Here is a 16718-nt window from a genome sequence, read left to right on the forward strand (position 1 = left end):
CGCCGCGCTGGTGCGCGACGGGCCTGAACCTTTTTGGCAACCGGACCGCCCGAAGGCGCCCGGCCAGCCGGTATTAGAACTTCACTTCGACGCCCACCGTGTACGAACGGCCGCGCGGATCGGCGACGCGGGGTTCCCACGAGCTACCGGCGCCGGTGTTGCCGTCATAGGTGATCGCGAAGGGCGGATCGGTGTTGAACAGGTTCCGCACGCCCATCGTGAGCTTGTAGTTCGGGCCAAGGCCCAGATAGCTCGCCGACAGGTTGTAGATCACATAGTCCTTCACAAAGGGGTTGTAATCCGGGCGAGTCACGGTGCCGGCGGCGATGCCGGGTAGCGCGTTGTTCTTATAGCCCTTACGGAAGATCTGCGAGAGGCCGATCTGGAAGTCGTCGTTCGAGTAGTTGATGAACGCGTTGTGCTTCCACTTGACGCCGAGGTCACCAGCATAGGTGAACACGCCGATCAGGCTCGGACCATATGCCGCGGTCGGAGTCAGCTTCTCACGCTTCTTGAGCAGCAGCGTGCCGTCAAAGCCTGCCGAGAAACGACCGCCCATCGCGTCAACGCCCGCGCGACCCGAGAGCTCAAGGCCCTGGGTGCGGCGCGAGCCGGCATTGATCCAGCGATCGTCGATCACCGAAACCGTGCCGCCGGTGCGGATGAAGCGATCCGTGAACAGCGAGGCATTGTCGATCAGCTGACGCAGCGTGAGGAGCTGGATGGTGTTGTCAACCGCGATCGACCAGAAGTCGGCCGACAGGCTGAACAGCGGAGCGGGCTGGAGGACCACGCCGACGCTGAACTGCTTCGCCGTCTCCGGCCCAAGCGTGCTGTTGCCGCCGGTCGCGATGTCCGGCCGGATCTGCGCACAGGGCAAGCCGCTCAGATATGCGCTGGTCGGCACGCCTCCGGGGCAAGCAACCGGATCGGCGATATCGCTGCCCGCATAAGGCGAGAGCGTGACGCCGTTGAAGATCTGGTTGAACGACGGGACGCGGAAGCCGGTGTTGTACGAGCCGCGGAACATCAGCTGCTCGATCGGGCGATACCGAACCGAGATCTTCGGGTTCGTGGTGGTGCCGAAGCCGGTGTAATCATCGACGCGAACCGCGCCGGTGATCTCGAAACCGCGGAACAGCGGCACCAGGACTTCGGCATAGGCCGCCTTGACGGTACGGTTCTTCGGGGTCAGCGCATTGACGTTGTCGAACGCCGCCAGGAAGATCACCGGCGCTGTCGCCGCGGCGGCGGCCGAACCGTTGAACGAATAGGTCTCACGGCGATAGTCGATACCGGCCGCGACCTGAACGTCACCGCCCCAGACCGGGAACAGCGGGCCCGAGATCGACGCATCGAGCTGCTTCACTTCGTAGCGGCCGCCATAGAGCGTCGCGCCGCGTGCCGAAACCGATTCAAGGGCGGCAAGGCCGGCTGCCGTCTGATCGATCGAGAAAGGATTGATCAGACCCGAGTTCATCACACCGACCAGGCCGCGATAGCCTGCGGGGGCGCCAGTGACCTGCGGTGCGAGCGGATCGTAGGCACCGTTGGCGAGCGTACCGCGATAATAATAACCGCTGCCAAGGAGCGACGAGCTTTCCGACTTCGCATAGGAAGCGCCGGCACGATAGTCCCAGCCTTCCCATAGCGGGCCTTCAAAGCCCAGCGCCGCGCGGATCGTCTTGGTGTTGGTCACATATTCGCGCGGACCGCAGGCGCCGCAACGCCAGCGATACGAGATCGGCAGGCCGTAGCGCGCCGCGAGCGCGGTGCGCTGCGCCGGGTTGGTGAAGGCGTTGTAGATCGCGTTGTAGATCGCGTCATACTGCGCCGCGGTCGTGCCGTTGCGCGGGTAGGCGATGTTCAGGTTGGTGGTGTTCGCGCTGAGCTGCGCGTTCGAGAAGCTCTTCGCCGAAGTCGCGTCCGAGCCGGTTACTTCGAGCGACATCTGGTGATCGCCGCCAAGGCTGCCGATCGCGCGCGCATAATAGGTCAGCGTCTCGATCGGCTGCTGGATCACCGCGGCGCGGCCGGTATCCCACGCGCAGGCATATTGCGCGCTGGCGGTGTTCCACAGCACTTCGTCATAGGCCATGCCGCCGTCGAAGGACTCGCAGCCTGCGCCGCCGGGCAGATCGAGCGTGTTGATGCCACCCGCCGCGGCGTTCGCGCCGTTGGGCGCGGTCAGCGTCAGGCCGGTGAGCAGCGTGCCGCCGGGATTTTGGAAGGCGTTCGCACCGATGTTGAACGCAGTCGCGATCGGCGTGCCGCGGGTATCGACCGAAAGGCCGCGATTGGGCTGGTTGCCGTTGACGAAGTCACGGTCCGAACCGCGCAGGATCTTGTTCCAGCTATAGGAAATCGACCCCATGATGTTGAAACCGTTCTCGTCGATGTCGCCATAGCCGGCGAGGCCCGAGACGCGGTAGATGTTGCCGCCGCCGCCTTCGGTCACATCGACGAAGCCGTTCAGCGCGAGGCCCTGGAAATCCTTCTTGGTGATGAAGTTGATCACGCCGCCAACCGCGTCGGTGCCGTAGATCGCCGATGCGCCATCCTTCAGGACTTCGACGCGCTCGATCGCCGAGAACGGGATCTGGTTGACGTCGACCGCGCCGCCCGAAAGGCCGTGCGCCGCAACGCGGCGGCCGTTGAGCAGCACCAGCGTGGCGGCCGAGCCCTGGCCGCGCAGGTTGGCCGAAGACAGGCCGTTGGTGCCGCGCTGGGCACCGCTGGTGACGTCGGCGTTCGACGAGAGGTTGTCCGCGCCCGAGCCGTTGGTGCTCAGGAACATGACGAGCTGTTCGGGGCTCGAAATGCCATTGCGCTGGATTTCGGCGGTGGTGATCACCTGCAGCGGCAGCGCCGAATTGTTCGGGTCCTGCTTGATGCGCGAGCCGGTGACGAGGATTTCATTGTCCTTGGTCGGCTCGTCCTGCGCAGCGGCAGTCGGATCGCCGGCCGTGACGGGCGCGGTGGTTTCCTGCGCCATGGCAGGCATCGCGGCGAGCGCGGCAAAGGCCGTTCCCGTGGCGAGAAGCAGTTTGAGCGACGAAGTAGCCATTGGTATCCCCCTGAAGCACGCAATTTTCGCAATGCGGACCTGTGCATTAAGTAACAAAAATGTGGCACCGCATCATAGTATCTTTTCTCAAATCCATAACCCCCGGGCATTAAGTGCCGCGCTCCGCCTCCTAAGCGTTGCCTTGCGGCAACACTTCCCCCCTTATTGACTTTGCGCCGTCCTTTCCGGACCACCATCGGCACCGGAGAGGGAGTGTTCGATGGCGCGTGATCTGCCCCAAATCAGGACTGAACGGCGTGGCTGAACCGCAACCCGATCCGCACGACGCGGTCCCGCCGCCCGCGATTCCGCCCGGCATCGGCCGTATGGCCTTGTACGTGCTGCTCGGCTTCTCCGCCGGCCTGCCGTTCTACATGTTCTCCACCGTGCTGTCGGTGCGCCTCACCGAGCACGGCGTGGTCCTCGCGGTCATCGGCTTTTTCGGCTGGGTGCAGTTGCTCCCCACCTTCAAGTTCCTGTGGGCCCCCCTGCTCGACAAGTACGACGTTCCCGGCTTCTCGCGCTTCTGGGGCAAGCGTCGCGGCTGGATCATGCTCTCGCAGCTCGGCATCTTCACCTCGATGCTGGCAATGGCGCTGACCTCGTCGGACGCCAGCCTGTGGATCACCGCGCTCTGGGCGGTGCTGCTCGCCTTCTGGACCACCACGCTCGAAGTCGCCGCCGACGCTTGGCGCATCGAACTCGCCCCGACGCCCGAGGAGCAGGGCCCGGTCGCCGCTTCTAACCTGTGGGGATACCGCACCGCGATGGTCGCGGCCGGCAGCGGCGCCTTGCTGTTCGCCGATGCCGCGGGAAGCATTTCCGGCACGCTGCGCAGTCTCGGCATCGAGCCGGGCTGGACCGCATCCTATCTCCTCATCGCCGCCGCCGCCTTCCTCCCGCTCCCGATCCTCGCGGCCCTACCCCGCCAGCCCGATTGCACAGGGGGCAATCGCTGGTCGGCGCTCGGCGCCGGTCTCGGCGCCAGCGCGGTGATCCTGCTCGCTACCGTCGCGGTCACCGCCGCCGCCGGCTGGGTCGTGCTCAGCGCCGCGTCGGGCATCGGCATCACCGCCGACACCAACGTACTGCCCTGGGTGCTCGGCATCGCCATGGCGCCGTTCGTGCTGCTCGCTTTCGCCTTGCCCTGGATCCGCGACGCCAGGCCCACCGATCCGATCCGCGCCTCCGCCGCGATCGGCCCCTATGCCGATTTCTTCTGGCGCTATGGCTTCCTCGCCATCGGCGTGCTGGCCTTCGTCTCGGTATACCGCATGGGCGACGTGCTCGCGCTCAACATGTCCAAGCCGATGATCCTTGGCCTCGGCTATACCAAGACCCAGATCGGCTGGGCAGACGGCGCGGTGGCGTTGATTTCGAGCATCGTCGGCGTCGGCATCGGCGGCTGGATGGTCACCAAATGGCGCTGGGGCGTCACCCTCAGCATCGGCGCCTTCTTCGCCGCGCTCGGCAATTTCGGCTTCGTCTGGCTGGCGCACATGCCGGTCGATCAGAACACGCTGTACGTCGCCACCGCCGCCGATCAGTTCGGCAACGGCATGGCCGGGGCGGTGTTCGTCGTTTACCTGTCGATGCTGTGCAACCCGCGTTTCCCGGGCGCGCAATATGCTTTCCTGTCGGGGTTCGCCTTCCTCCTTGCGCGGCTCCTCGCCGGCGCCGGCGGTACCGCGGTGACCTGGCTCGACAAGGCCGGGTATAACGGCTTCGACGTCTTCTTCTTCGCCTCGGGCGTGGTCAGCCTCGCGGCGCTCCTGTTCCTGCCGCTGCTGGCCAAGGCCAAGCCGCGTCCGGACGACCGGGGGCCGGTAACCGCGTGATCGAACAAGCCTTCGCCCCCGCCGCCGAGGCGATCGCGGCGGGCCGCATCCCCGGCGCCGCGCTGGGCGTGGTCCGTGCCGACGGCCAGCGCTGGAGCACCCATGCCGGGCTCGCCGCCCGGCTTCCCGAGCCCGAACCGCTCACCGCCGATCACTGGTTCGATCTCGCCTCGGTGTCGAAAGTGATCTTCACCACCACCGCCATCCTCCAGCTGGCCGACGAGGGCAGGCTCGATCTCGACCGCCCTGTCACCGACGCGATCCCGGATTGGCGGCAATATGATGTCGCGGGCGCCGCCGAGCGCAAGCTCACCTTCCGCGACCTGATCGCCCACCGCACCTTCTTCCCCGCCGTCGAGCCGATCTACACCTATGGCGACGATCCCGCCCGCCTGCGCGCTTTCGTCCTCCAGCGCGAATGGCGGCACGGCCCCCCGGTCTATTCGGACATCAATTTCATCGTCCTCGGCATCGCTATCGAGCGCATCACCGGCAAGTCCCTGCGCGCATGGCCGCTCGGCAAGGGCCTGACCTTCGGCCCGCCCCCCGGCCCCGCCGTCGCCACCGAATATTGCAGCTGGCGCGGACGCATCCTCAAGGGCGAGGTCCATGACGAGAATTGCTTCGCGCTGGGCGGCGACACCGGCCATGCCGGGCTGTTCGGCACGGTGGCCGGCGTCCTCGATTTCGCCCAGGGGCTACTGAACGGCACCGGCGCCAGCGCCGCGATGCTCGAAGCGATCCGCACCCCCCAATATGATCACCGCACCTGCGGCTGGGAGCGTAAATTCCCCGGCTGGTCGGGCGGCCAGGCGTGCTCCGCCGAGACCATCGGCCACACCGGCTTCACCGGCACCGGCCTGTGGATCGATTTCGAGCGTGGCCTCGCCTGGACTTTGCTCACCAACCGCGTCCACCCTACCCGTCATTTCGACAGCGGCATCTTCCAGCTGCGCCCGGCGACTGGCGACGCGGTGATTGCGGCCTTCGATGCGGCATAGAACCGTTCGTCACCCCGAGCTTGTTTCAGGGCCCAACCCTCCACAGGCCATGCCGTCCCTTGTTGCGCGTTGGATGCTGAAACAGGTTCAGCATGACCAGGTAGAATAGGAAGCCGTCCATGATCTCGTTGCTCGCCCTCAGCCTCGCCCTCGCCGCCCCCCAGGACGATCCCGTCACCCCCGCCGATCGCCTCGCCCATGATCAGATGCTGGTGCTCGACACCCATCTCGACACCCCCGAACTGTTCGAGCATCCCGGCTGGGACTTCGCCCGCTGGCACGACCGCGACTTCGACAAGAGCCAGGTCGATATCCCGCGCATGGAACAGGGCGGCCTGGATGGCGGCTTCTTCGTGATCTACACGGGGCAAGGCCCGTTGACGCCCGAAGGCTATGCCAGGGCCCGCAACGCCGCGCTGGTCCGCGCCAACTGGATCCAGAAGGTCGTCGCCGCCCATCCCGACAAGCTCGCCTTCGCCACCACCGCCGCCGATGCCGCGCGCATCGCCAAGACCGGCAAGCGCATCGTCTATCAAAGCATCGAGAACAGCTATCCGCTGGGCGAAGACCTGAGCCTGCTCGGCTATTTCTACGATCTCGGCGTGCGCATGGCGAGCCCGGCGCACTTCCGAAACAGCCAGTTCGCCGATAGCGCGACCGACAAGGTCAAGGCCTATGGCGGCTTCTCGCCGCTCGGCAGGCAATGGCTGGCCGAGATGAACCGGCTCGGCATGGTCGTCGATGTCAGCCATTCTTCTGACGATGTCTTCGATCAGGCGCTGGCATGGTCCAAGACCCCGATCATCGCCTCACATTCGGGACCGAAGGCGATCTACGACCATCCCCGCAACCTCGACGATGCCCGCATGAAGAAGCTCGCCGCAGCCGGCGGCGTGCTCCAGATCAACAGCGTCTATCTGGTCGCCGGCGACAGCAACAAGGCGCGCAGCGCGGTCCAGAACCGTCAGGACGACTGGTGGGCGCTGTCGGACGCCGATCAGCGCAAGCTCATCGCCGACAAGGCCGTCGCCGATGCCACCGATCCCTATCAGGGCGCCGATTTCGAGCTGTTCATGAAGAGCCTGCTCCATGCCATCGCCGTGATGGGGGTCGATCATGTCGGCATCGGCGCCGATTGGGATGGCGGCGGCGGCGTCCGCGGCTTCGAGGATGTCACTGCTCTCCCCAAGGTCACCGCGCGCCTGCGCAAGGAAGGCTTCAAGGACGCCGACATCGAGAAGATCTGGAGCGGCAACGTGCTGCGTTTGCTCAAGGCTGCGGAGGATTACGCGGCGAAGAACGCAGCCAGATAGCGCTCCTCGTCCCCCAACCCGATTTGTCACCCCGGCCTTGTGCCGGGATCACCAAGCTTCCGGACGACAGCCCGTCGCTTCCTGCCGCGGCGCTCTCGACACCATGGACCCCGGCACAAAGCCGGGGTGACGATGGCGCTTGCAATGTAGGATTTCGCCTGCTTGGCTCACGCGGTCGGCAATGCCGCCCGCTCTTTGAAATCGTCGCTCAGAATCCGGCCTGCCCGGCCCCCATGGTCAGTGCGACCATTGGGACCATTCGCGCCAGCGCTCAGTTCGCCGCCGCCACGATATTCAGCGCCGCGTCCATGATCCTGCTCGATGAAGCGTCCGATGGGATATCGTTGGCGTAGAAGGCGAAGGTCAGCGTCTTGCCGCTCGCCGCGATCATATAGCCGGCCACCGCGTTGGTGGCGTTGAGCGTGCCGGTCTTGGCGAAGATCTTGCCCTCCAGCGGCGTCCCCTTGAAACGGTTCCTGAGCGTGCCATCGACTCCGCCGATTGGCAGCGTATCGCGCCACTGCGCCCCCCAGGGCTGCATGGCGATCCAGCGCAGGAACTTGACTACTCCGCGCGGCGCAACACGATTGTAGGTCGACATGCCCGATCCGTCGGACAGGTCCCAGGCAGTGCGGGCAACACCGGCCTGCGCCAGCATCTTCTCGATCTCGGCCACACCATTGGCGATTGATCCGCTGCCCAGCCAGCCCGAGACCCGGCGGAGTGTCAGCTCGGCATGCAGATTCTGGCTGATCTTGTTGATTGTCTTCATGTCCTCGGCCAGCGGCGGCGGAATCAGTTGCGCGATCGGCACGAAATCGGCACGCACCATTCGCATCGGATCGGTGCGAGTGCTCGGCCCGTTATCCTCCGGCATCAGCGGACGATGGCGCACGCGCACCTCGCCCTTCACCCTGACGCCGCGCGCTTCGAGCAATGCCTTGAGCCGCCACGCCGCATAGTGCGCGGGATCGTCGATCCCCATCCGCGACAGATCGGGCCTGGCATCCTTGCCGATCGTGCCCGTCACCCGCACCAGCCGCTCAAACGGCAACCGGTCATAGCCGATCTTGCTTTCCGCGCCCGCAACGGTCTGGGTGCGATTGTCGATCGTGTAATAAGGGGATTCCACGGTCACCACCGCCGGCTTGCCAACCTCGCCCGGCGCTACGGTCAGCCCAACCTCATTCTCGTCGAGCGTCAGCGCCGAGACGCCGGTCCCCGATCGCGTCGGGATGTTATTCCAGCTCATGCCGGGGCTCCAGCGCTGGTCGGGGAACAGCGTGTCGTCGCCAATCACGTCACGCACCCGCTTGGTCTTCGCCGCCACAGCATCGGCCAGCGTCGCAAGACAGTCGATCTTGCAATCCGCCGCGCTCGACATCCGCGCATCGCCATTGCCAGCCAGCACGACATCGCGCCCCTCGATCCGCACCTCGTTGCCGCCGATCTCGTCGAGCTGGTTGAGATCGCCCAGCGTCGCAAAGGCGACCGCCGTCGAGAACATCTTGGTGTTCGACGCCGGAATATAACGCCCGTCGGGATCGATCGCGAGAATCTCGGTGCCGTCCTCGGTCGCCACCACCAGCCCGAAGCGCGTGCCTGTCGCCGCCTCACCAAGCTTGGCCTGGACCTGCGCGCGCAGATCCTGCGCGGTGGCGGGGGTAGCGGCGGCGAGCGCCAGCACGAGGAAGAGCGCGTGTTTCATGGGGTCAGAACCTAGCCGGAACCAACCCGGCGGCAAGCGCGCGATGCGTCACGCGCCCATAACCGCCGCTTATGGCGTCAGCGCGCGATCAGCCATGGCTTGGGACGACCGCTCGGCTTGGCGACCCCGTCGAGCCGCTCCGCGCGGAGGATCTTGACCGGCGCCAGGATCATCTGCCCCTTCATCGCGTCGCGCCCGCCGCCGGTCGGCAGCGCGAGGATGCGCTTGACCACGTCCATTCCCGCGATCACCCGCCCGAACGCGGCATAACCGCGATTGCCGGGCTTGGCGTCGAGCCCCGGATTGGGGCCGACCATGATCGAGAAATTGGCGTTGGCGGCATCGGCATTGATGCCGTGCGCCATCGAAATCGTGCCGTCCTGATGGGTGATCCCGGTCTGGCTCGTCGGCTCGAGCGGCAGCGGCGGCAGCATCCGCCGTGCGTCCTGCGCGATCCCGCCCTGGATGAAGCCGAAGCGCGGATCGGATTTGCGCCGTGTCGCCCGGTAGAATTCCGTGTCGTCGAGTCGCCCGTCATCGACATAGGCGAGGAAGTTGGCGACCGTCTTCGGCGCGCGCCTGGCGTCGAGCGCGAGCACGATCGATCCCGCCGAAGTGACGAGGCGGACACGGACGATGCCGGGCGCTTGCGGGGCGCTGTTGGCAATCAGGAACAGTGCGAGAATCAGGGCAAGGAAACGCATCCGCGCGCTTTAGTCGTCGTCGGCTGAACGGTATATGGCTTCGTCGAGCTCGCCTTCCCAGCGTGCGACGGTCGTCGCGACGGTCAGATTGGCGCAGGCGCTGGGCACGGTGCGGGTCATGTCGAGCAGCCGGTCGAACGGCAATACGAAGCCGACCACCAGCGCGGTCTGCTCGGGCGAGACGCCGACTGCGGACAGCACCGCGGCGAGCATGAACAGCGAGGCGGAAGGCACCGGCGCGGTGCCGAACGCGGCGAGCGCGCCGGTCAGCAGCACCATCCCATAGACTTGCGGCGTCAGCGGCACCCCGAACGCCTGCAGCGCGAACATGCTGAGCAGGCCGACATACATCGCCGTTCCGTCCTTGCCGATGCTCGCGCCGAGCGGCAGCACCGTCGAGAAGATCGAGCGGCCGACGCCGAGATTCTTTTCCGACACGCGCATCGCCACCGGCAGCGTCGCCGAGCTGGACGCGGTCGAGAACGCCACCACCAGCGCATCGACGATACCGCGAAAGAACGGCAGCAGCGGCAGCTTGGCGAGCAGCCGCAGGATCAGGCTGTGGACCACGACGATCTGGATCAGCGAACCCAGCACCACCGCCAGCGCCAGCCAGCCGACATTGACGAACACCGCCGCGCCGTTCGCCGCCACCGCATTGGCGATCAGCGCGAATACGCCAAACGGCGTCGCTTCCATGACGATGCCGACGACCTTGAGCAGCACTTCCGACAGCGATTGCAGCGTGTTCGCGAACGGCTTGCCCGCTTCGCCGGCGACAACGGTGCCGACGCCGATCAGGATCGCGACGAAGATCAGAGCGAGCATGTCGCCCTTGGCCAGCGCGTCGAAGATGTTGAGCGGGATGATCCCAATCAGCTGCTGGTACGGCGTAACCGCCTCGCCCAGCGCATGCGGCGCGGCGGTGCCGAGCGGCGCGCCGACGCCGGGCTGGACGAGCGTCGCCACCAGCATGCCTACCGACACCGCGATCGCGGTGGTGAAAGCGAACAGCCCGATCGTCCGCCCGCCCAGGCTGCCGAGGCGCTTGGGATCGGCCAATGCGGTAATCCCGGACGCGATCGTCACCAGCACGATCGGCGCGACCAGCATGCGGATCGCCCGGACGAACAGATCGCCCATGAACATCACGGACGGCGCGGCCGAGGGCCAGACCAGCGCGAACACCAGCCCCAGCGCCAGCGCCGCGAGCACCCGCTTCCACAGCGCGATCCCGAACCACATCCTCAGCACGTGCATCCTCCCCCTTTGTGCTCCTGCGAAAGCGGGAGCCTAGGATCACAAGCGAAACGCCAGCGACTCTGGGTTCCTGCGTTCGCAGGAGCCCGGAATATCAGCGGCAGCTCCCCGGCGTCGGCTTGTGCGGCAGCGCGCGCCCCGCGGCCTTGCCGGTCACCTTGCCCTTGTCGACCGCCAGCACGCCGTTGACGACCACGCTGCGAACGCCCGCGGCAAGCTCGGTCGGATGCTCGTAATCGGCGCGCGACGCGTAGGTCTTGGGATCGAACACAACGATATCGGCGAACGACCCCGCGCTCAGCCGCCCGCGCCCGGTCAGCCCGAAGGTATCCGCGGTCAGCGTCGAGCTTCGATAGATGAACTGGCCGAGCGTCAGCACATGCCGTTGCTTGACGTAATAATCATATTTGCGCGCGAACGTGCCGTAGACGCGCGGGTGCCCGCCCGAAGCGTCGGAGCCGGTCATCACCCAGGGCCGCGCCATGAACGCCTCGATATCCGGTTCGGCCTGATTGAACGACACCACGCCGGGATCGGCGATCTTGATCACTTCGATCGCGGCGGTAACGGCATCCTCGCCGCGCGCCTTGGCGACCGCGGCCAATGTCTGGTTCTTGTATCGCCCCTCGACGATCAGCAGCTTCTCCGCCCCGCCGCGCTTGCGCAGATTTTCGACGATCCCGTCGCGCAGCTTCAGCTCCACGCCCGGATCGGCAAAGCGCTTGAGCAGCGCCGGGCGCCCGCCGTCCTGCGCCCAGATCGGCATCAGCGACGCGACCAGGCTCGTGCCGCTCGCCGACCACGGATATTGGTTCGCGGTCACCTTCTGCCCGGAGCGTCGCGCCGCTTCGATCTTGGCGATGATCGCGCCAGCCTGTCCTTGCACATCGACGCCCAGCGCCTTGATGTGGCTGATATGCGCCGGCAAATGCCCTTCGCGCCCGATCCGGATCGCCTCGTCGATCGCCGCCGCCAGCCCGACGGTGTACGAACTCTCGTCGCGGATATGGCTGTCATAGGTGCCGCCGCGCTTGCCCGCCTCCCGGGCGAGCTCGATCACTTCCTCGGTCGTGGCGAAGCTCTGCGGCGCGTAGAACAATCCGGTCGAGAGTCCCAATGCGCCGTGGCACATCGCGTCGGCGACCATGTCCTTCATCCGCACCATCTCGGCCGCGCTCGGCGCGCGATTGTCCGCGCCAACCACCTTCTCGCGGATCGCCCCGAAACCGACATAGGCGGCATAGTTGATCCCGACCGGATTGACCTTCGCGCCGCCCAGCACCTTGCCGAGATCGGGACTTCCGCCCCCGTCATTGCCGATGAACGCGGTCGTCACGCCCTGCATCAGGAACGCCGGCACCAGCCGCCGCGCCGGGTCCTTGGAGGCAAGATCGCCTTCCATATGCGTGTGCGGATCGATGAAGCCCGGCGCGACGATCATGCCCTTGGCGTCGATCACCCGCGCGGCGATGACATTCGCGTGGCGGCTGACCGAGACGATCCTGTCGCCGCGGATCGCGACATCGCCGACGAAGGGCGCGCCGGTGCCGGTATAGATCGTGCCGCCGCGGATCAGCAGATCGATCTTCTGCGGCGGAGCGCTGGCGGCGCCCAGCGACAGTGCGACGGTCCCGAGCAGCAGCGCGATCTTCATGGCGTTCCCCAAAAGCCCCGCTCGGGTGGCAGGAGCATCCCGCCTTCGTCCCGCACGCCGCCGGCGCGATCCTCAGCGAGCCAGATCGGACCGTCAAGGTCCACAAAGTCCGACATCCGCGCGACATGCAGCGCCGCCGCGATCGACAGCGATGAACTGACCATGCAGCCGGTCATCAGCCCAAGGCCCCGCGCCCGCGTCGCATTGGCGAGTTCGAGCGCGGCGGTGAGCCCGCCCGACTTGTCGAGCTTGACGTTGACCACCTGATAGCGCCGCGCGACGACATCGAGATCGGCCGCGACATGCACCGCTTCGTCGGCGCAGATCGGGATGGCGGGCGTGAAACCTTCCAGCCATTCGTCGGCACCGGCGGACACGGGTTGCTCCAGCAGATCGGTACGCAATTCGACCAGCAGCGGCTCGATGCCGCGCAGCAAAGCCTCGTCCCAGCTCTCGTTGGGATCGACGATCAGCCGGCAATCGGGCGCCGCCGCGCGGACTTCGCGAAGCTGCGCCTCGGGATCGATCGCATCGACCTTGACCTTGAGCAAGGGCGCACTCGCCATCGCCTTGGCCGCCACAGCCATCGCTTGGGGGGTATCGATCACCACCGTCAATGCGCTCGCCAGCCGATGCGGCTCGGGCGCGCCGATCAGTTCGGCGACCGACCGCCCCGCCCGCCGCGCCTCCAGATCCCATAATGCGCAATCCACCGCGTTGCGCGCCGCGCCCGGCTGCAGCAGCGCCTGCAGCGCCGCGCGATCCGCCCCGCCCTCGATCGCGGCGCGGACGCCCTCGATCTCCGCCAGCGTCTTCTCGATGGTCTCGTCGTAGCGCGGATAGGGCACGCCCTCGCCCTGCCCCACCACATCGCCGTCCGCGATCGTCACCGTCACCACATCCGCCTGCGTCTTCACGCCCCGCGAGATGCGGAAGGGGTGCGTCAGCGCGAAGCGGTCGTGCTGAGCGCGGAGGGTGCGGTGCATAGCAACTCGTCGATAATGGCATCGACGCCGAAGGCGATCGGATCGGTGCAGGGCAGGCCCAGAGCGGCCTCGGTAATGCGGCACAGATCGCGCGCCTGCCCAGGCGCAAGACCGGAAGTGTTGAGACACACGCCGACCGCGCGGACATTCGGGCTGGTCAGCCGCGCGACCTGGAGATTGGCCTCGAGGCACTCCTTCAGGCTCGGCAGCTTCCGGCCGGGAATACCCCGCATATGCTCGCGGCTCGGATCGTGGCACATGACGATCGCCTCGGGCTGCGCACCGTGGAGCAATCCGGTCGAGACCCCGGCGAAGCTCGGATGGAACAGCGAACCCTGCCCCTCGATCAGATCCCAGCCGTTATCGTCGCGTGCCGGTGCGAGCTGCTCGATCCCGCCAGAGATGAAGTCCGCCACCACCGCGTCGATCGGCACGCCGGCGCCGGCGATCAGGATACCGGTCTGTCCAGTCGCGCGGAAATCGGCCTTGATCCCGCGCGCCTTGATCGCGTCGGCCAAGGCGATCGTCGCGTACATCTTGCCGACCGAGCAATCGGTGCCCACCGTCAGCAGCCGGTGCCCCGGCCGCGCATAGCCATTGCCGACCTTCAGGTCGGCCGGCGGATCGCGAACGTCGAACAGCTGCAGTCCCTTGCTTTCGGCCAGCTTCACCAGTCGCGGCTCGTCGCGCAACCGCTGGTGGAGGCCGGAAGCGATGTTCATCCCCGCCTCTAGGCCCGCAATCGCGTCCTGCACCAGGTCCTCACCCATGCTGCCGCCCGAGTTGGCGATGCCGAGCACGAGGGTCTTCGCCCCCGCAGCGGCGCCTTCGGTCATGGTCAGGCGTGGCAGGTCGAGCGTCAGCGCGCAGTCATCATGACGGAACTCGCCGACGCAATCGTGGCGGCGAAAGGTCGCCAGCCCGCGCGAGGTCTTGATGCCGATGAAATCGGTGCTGTGGCCGAGATAGAGGAGATAAGGTGCGGGTATCATCCCGGAGACCGTATCTCCGCCCCGCCCCGCCCCGGGCATATTGTATGCGCCCCCGCCCATAGCCTTCCGTTATGAGGCGGCGATCACCCGCTCAAGCGTCTTGAGGAAATCGGTGGCCAGCGCGGTCGGCGGCCGATTGGTCAGGAACATCGCATGCACGTCGAACCGCAACGGGTTCTGCAACGGCCGCATGGCCAGACCCGGCGCCAGCGACGCCTTTGCCGTGAAGTTGTCGACCACCGTCAGCCCCACGCCCTGCCGCACCAATGCCGAGGCGATATAGAAGGTCCGCGCGGAGACGACCTCGTCAAGCTCGACCTCGGCACGCTGCAATTCCTGGGTGAATATCTGGCCGATCGGCCCGCTCTGGCCGACGCTGATGAAGCGCTTGCCCGAGAGGATTTCGATCCCGACCCGCTCGGGCGCGTTCGGCATATCCTCTTCGCGATACAGCACCGCCAATTCGCCGCCGCCCAGCTTCTTGGCTCCGATGGGCGCCGCGTGCGGCACTTCATAGGCGACCGCGATCTCGGTCTCACGCTCGTACAGCTTGCGCAGCAGATCGTCGTGATGAACCGTCTGGAGATCGAACTTGACGCTGTCATGCGTGCGCAGGAATTGCGACACCGCCGTCGGCAGCGCGCTGAGCGCCAGGCTGGGCAGCGCCGAGATGCGCAGCATTCCGCCCGATCCGCGCCGCAAATTCCGTCCCGCTTCGCGCAGGGCATAAACGCGATCCTGAATCTCGGCGACTTCGCTGAACAGGGTATGCGCGTCCTCGGTCGGCACCAATCGTCCTGATGCGCGCTGGAAAAGCTGGAAGCCCAAAAGCGACTCGGCATGGCGCAGCATCTTGGAAACCGAGGGCTGCGAGACGTTGAGCGCCCGCGCCGCGCCGCTGACCGACCCGTTGACGTAAACGGCGTGGAAGATCTCGATATGCCTTAAGTTCATAGGTGCGCAGCCTATCGCGGTTTGCGGAAAGGGGAAGCCCGAGTCATGTTGCGGGGATGTTGCTCAGCACCCTCCTGCTCGCCGCGGCATCGCCGCAAGCCGCTTCCACCCAGCCCGTCGCCCAGGTCCGCGTCGCCTTCGATGCCAGGGGAGAAACCGGCATCAAGGCTTTCGGTCTCGCTGACATCGCCGCGAACCGGCCGATCGGCGTCGACGATCCGGTCCGCGTCGCCTCAATCTCGAAGATGGTGACCGCGATCGGCGTGCTGCGGCTGGTCGAGCAGGGCAAGCTCAACCTCGATGCGGACGTGTCGCGCTATCTCGGCTGGAAGCTGCGCAACCCCGCCTTCCCCGACAAGGTCATCACGCTGCGGCTATTGCTCTCGCACCAGTCGAGCCTCACCGACAATATCGATTACGTGCTGCCGCTCGACGCCGATATGCGCGCCATCCTCGAAAAGCCCGAGGCATGGGACGCCGCGCACGCGCCGGGCACCTGGTTTCACTACACCAATTTCAACACGCCGGTGGTCGCCGCGGTGATGGAGAAGGTTACGGGCGAGCGCTTCGACAAGCTTATGGCGCGGCTGGTGCTCAGGCCGCTCAAGATCGACGCCTGCTATCAGTTCGTCACCTGCTCGGATTCCGCGATCCGGCGCGCGGTGGTGATCTACCGCGACAACAAGCCGACCAAGGACGATCACCAGGGCGCGCTGCCCGCCTGCCCGGTTACCCCGGCAACCGACGGCAGCTGCGATCTCGCGATGTGGAAGCCGGGCCGCAACGGCGCCACTTTCGCACCACAAGGCGGCCTGCGCATCTCCGCGCGCGGGCTGGCGCGGATCGGGCGGATGCTGCTCGGCCGGGGCACCCTCGACGGCGTCCGCCTGCTCAGCCCGCGCTCGGTCACGATCCTCGAAACGCCGCTCTGGACCTATAACGGCAAGAACGCCGATATCGATAATGGCTTCCACTGCACCTACGGCCTCGCCACCGAGATTCTCGCCACGCCCTTCTCCGGCTGCCGCGACGATCCCTTCGGCGACGGCATCCGTCGTTTCGGCCATGCCGGAGAGGCATATGGCCTCAAATCTGGGCTGTGGATCGACCCCGCGAGCGGCACCGGCGTCGCCTATTTCTCCACCGACGTGCCCGCCACCCCGGGCAAGCGCTCGGCGTGGAGCCTCACCGAAGAGCAGCAGGCCCGCCCGGGCGAATGATCGCCGTCGTCTCCGCCCGCG

12 protein-coding genes are annotated in these 16718 nt (G+C 66.4%); 4 read left to right on the forward strand and 8 right to left on the reverse strand.

All coding sequences use genetic code 11. The annotated features are described in order from the left end of the window. Positions 1 to 73: 73 nt before the first annotated feature. Positions 74 to 3067 carry a TonB-dependent receptor gene (locus KF730_RS11270; protein WP_294095107.1) on the reverse strand — a complete coding sequence of 998 codons (2994 nt, stop codon included), beginning with the start codon at positions 3065 to 3067 and terminating at the stop codon, positions 74 to 76. 257 nt (positions 3068 to 3324) lie between these two features. On the opposite strand from KF730_RS11270, the gene KF730_RS11275 reads away from it, so the two are divergent. The 3 genes from KF730_RS11275 to KF730_RS11285 all read left to right on the forward strand — a co-directional run bounded on the left by KF730_RS11275 (position 3325) and on the right by KF730_RS11285 (position 7219). Beyond that, on the forward strand, positions 3325 to 4905 hold the full coding sequence (locus KF730_RS11275; protein WP_294095109.1) for a permease: 1581 nt from the start codon (positions 3325 to 3327) through the stop codon (positions 4903 to 4905). Then, a complete protein-coding gene (locus tag KF730_RS11280) occupies positions 4902 to 5906 on the forward strand; it encodes a serine hydrolase domain-containing protein (RefSeq protein WP_294095115.1) in 1005 nt (334 codons plus the stop codon). Before KF730_RS11275 ends, KF730_RS11280 begins: the two co-directional genes overlap by 4 nt. A gap of 119 nt (positions 5907 to 6025) precedes the next feature. After that, the gene (locus KF730_RS11285) at positions 6026 to 7219 is read left to right on the forward strand and encodes a dipeptidase (protein WP_294095118.1); all 1194 of its coding nucleotides are present in this window, start codon (positions 6026 to 6028) and stop codon (positions 7217 to 7219) included. A gap of 271 nt (positions 7220 to 7490) precedes the next feature. On the opposite strand, the gene dacB is transcribed toward KF730_RS11285, so the two are convergent. From dacB to KF730_RS11320, 7 genes are all read right to left on the reverse strand, one after another. After that, entirely contained in the window at positions 7491 to 8927 is a 1437-nt protein-coding gene (dacB, locus tag KF730_RS11290) for a D-alanyl-D-alanine carboxypeptidase/D-alanyl-D-alanine-endopeptidase (RefSeq protein ID WP_294095121.1), read from the reverse strand. Positions 8928 to 9004: 77 nt separating this feature from the next. Further along, positions 9005 to 9631, reverse strand: a complete 627-nt coding sequence (locus KF730_RS11295; RefSeq protein WP_294095124.1) for a peptidylprolyl isomerase — start codon at positions 9629 to 9631, stop codon at positions 9005 to 9007. Positions 9632 to 9640: 9 nt separating this feature from the next. Further along, positions 9641 to 10891 (reverse strand): dicarboxylate/amino acid:cation symporter, encoded by a 1251-nt coding sequence (locus KF730_RS11300; protein WP_294095127.1) that lies wholly within the window; start codon positions 10889 to 10891, stop codon positions 9641 to 9643. A gap of 94 nt (positions 10892 to 10985) precedes the next feature. Beyond that, positions 10986 to 12545: an amidohydrolase family protein gene (locus KF730_RS11305; RefSeq protein ID WP_294095130.1), complete on the reverse strand. Its 1560-nt coding sequence runs from the start codon at positions 12543 to 12545 to the stop codon at positions 10986 to 10988. After that, positions 12542 to 13531 carry an N-acetyl-D-Glu racemase DgcA gene (gene dgcA / locus KF730_RS11310; protein ID WP_294095136.1) on the reverse strand — a complete coding sequence of 330 codons (990 nt, stop codon included), beginning with the start codon at positions 13529 to 13531 and terminating at the stop codon, positions 12542 to 12544. Before dgcA ends, KF730_RS11305 begins: the two co-directional genes overlap by 4 nt. Then, positions 13489 to 14523 carry an N-acetyltransferase DgcN gene (gene dgcN / locus KF730_RS11315; protein ID WP_294095138.1) on the reverse strand — a complete coding sequence of 345 codons (1035 nt, stop codon included), beginning with the start codon at positions 14521 to 14523 and terminating at the stop codon, positions 13489 to 13491. Before dgcN ends, dgcA begins: the two co-directional genes overlap by 43 nt. A gap of 69 nt (positions 14524 to 14592) precedes the next feature. Beyond that, positions 14593 to 15477, reverse strand: a complete 885-nt coding sequence (locus KF730_RS11320) for a LysR family transcriptional regulator (RefSeq protein ID WP_294095142.1) — start codon at positions 15475 to 15477, stop codon at positions 14593 to 14595. Between the two features lie 56 nt (positions 15478 to 15533). Between KF730_RS11320 and KF730_RS11325 the strand changes: the two genes are divergently transcribed. Beyond that, positions 15534 to 16697: a serine hydrolase domain-containing protein gene (locus tag KF730_RS11325; protein WP_294095145.1), complete on the forward strand. Its 1164-nt coding sequence runs from the start codon at positions 15534 to 15536 to the stop codon at positions 16695 to 16697. The last annotated feature ends 21 nt before the right edge of the window (positions 16698 to 16718 follow it).

This window comes from Sphingomonas sp. (assembly GCF_019635515.1).
Classification (GTDB): Bacteria; Pseudomonadota; Alphaproteobacteria; order Sphingomonadales; family Sphingomonadaceae; genus Sphingomonas.

Excerpts from the sequence above, each read along its gene's own strand:
- KF730_RS11270 (WP_294095107.1), bottom strand. The coding sequence starts at position 3,067 with ATGGCTACTTCGTCGCTCAAACTGCTTCTCGCCACGGGAACGGCCTTT.
- KF730_RS11285 (WP_294095118.1), top strand. The coding sequence starts at position 6,026 with ATGATCTCGTTGCTCGCCCTCAGCCTCGCCCTCGCCGCCCCCCAGGAC.
- dacB (WP_294095121.1), bottom strand. The coding sequence starts at position 8,927 with ATGAAACACGCGCTCTTCCTCGTGCTGGCGCTCGCCGCCGCTACCCCC.
- KF730_RS11295 (WP_294095124.1), bottom strand. The coding sequence starts at position 9,631 with ATGCGTTTCCTTGCCCTGATTCTCGCACTGTTCCTGATTGCCAACAGC.
- KF730_RS11300 (WP_294095127.1), bottom strand. The coding sequence starts at position 10,891 with ATGCACGTGCTGAGGATGTGGTTCGGGATCGCGCTGTGGAAGCGGGTG.
- KF730_RS11305 (WP_294095130.1), bottom strand. The coding sequence starts at position 12,545 with ATGAAGATCGCGCTGCTGCTCGGGACCGTCGCACTGTCGCTGGGCGCC.
- dgcA (WP_294095136.1), bottom strand. The coding sequence starts at position 13,531 with ATGCACCGCACCCTCCGCGCTCAGCACGACCGCTTCGCGCTGACGCAC.
- dgcN (WP_294095138.1), bottom strand. The coding sequence starts at position 14,523 with ATGATACCCGCACCTTATCTCCTCTATCTCGGCCACAGCACCGATTTC.
- KF730_RS11320 (WP_294095142.1), bottom strand. The coding sequence starts at position 15,477 with ATGAACTTAAGGCATATCGAGATCTTCCACGCCGTTTACGTCAACGGG.
- KF730_RS11325 (WP_294095145.1), top strand. The coding sequence starts at position 15,534 with ATGTTGCTCAGCACCCTCCTGCTCGCCGCGGCATCGCCGCAAGCCGCT.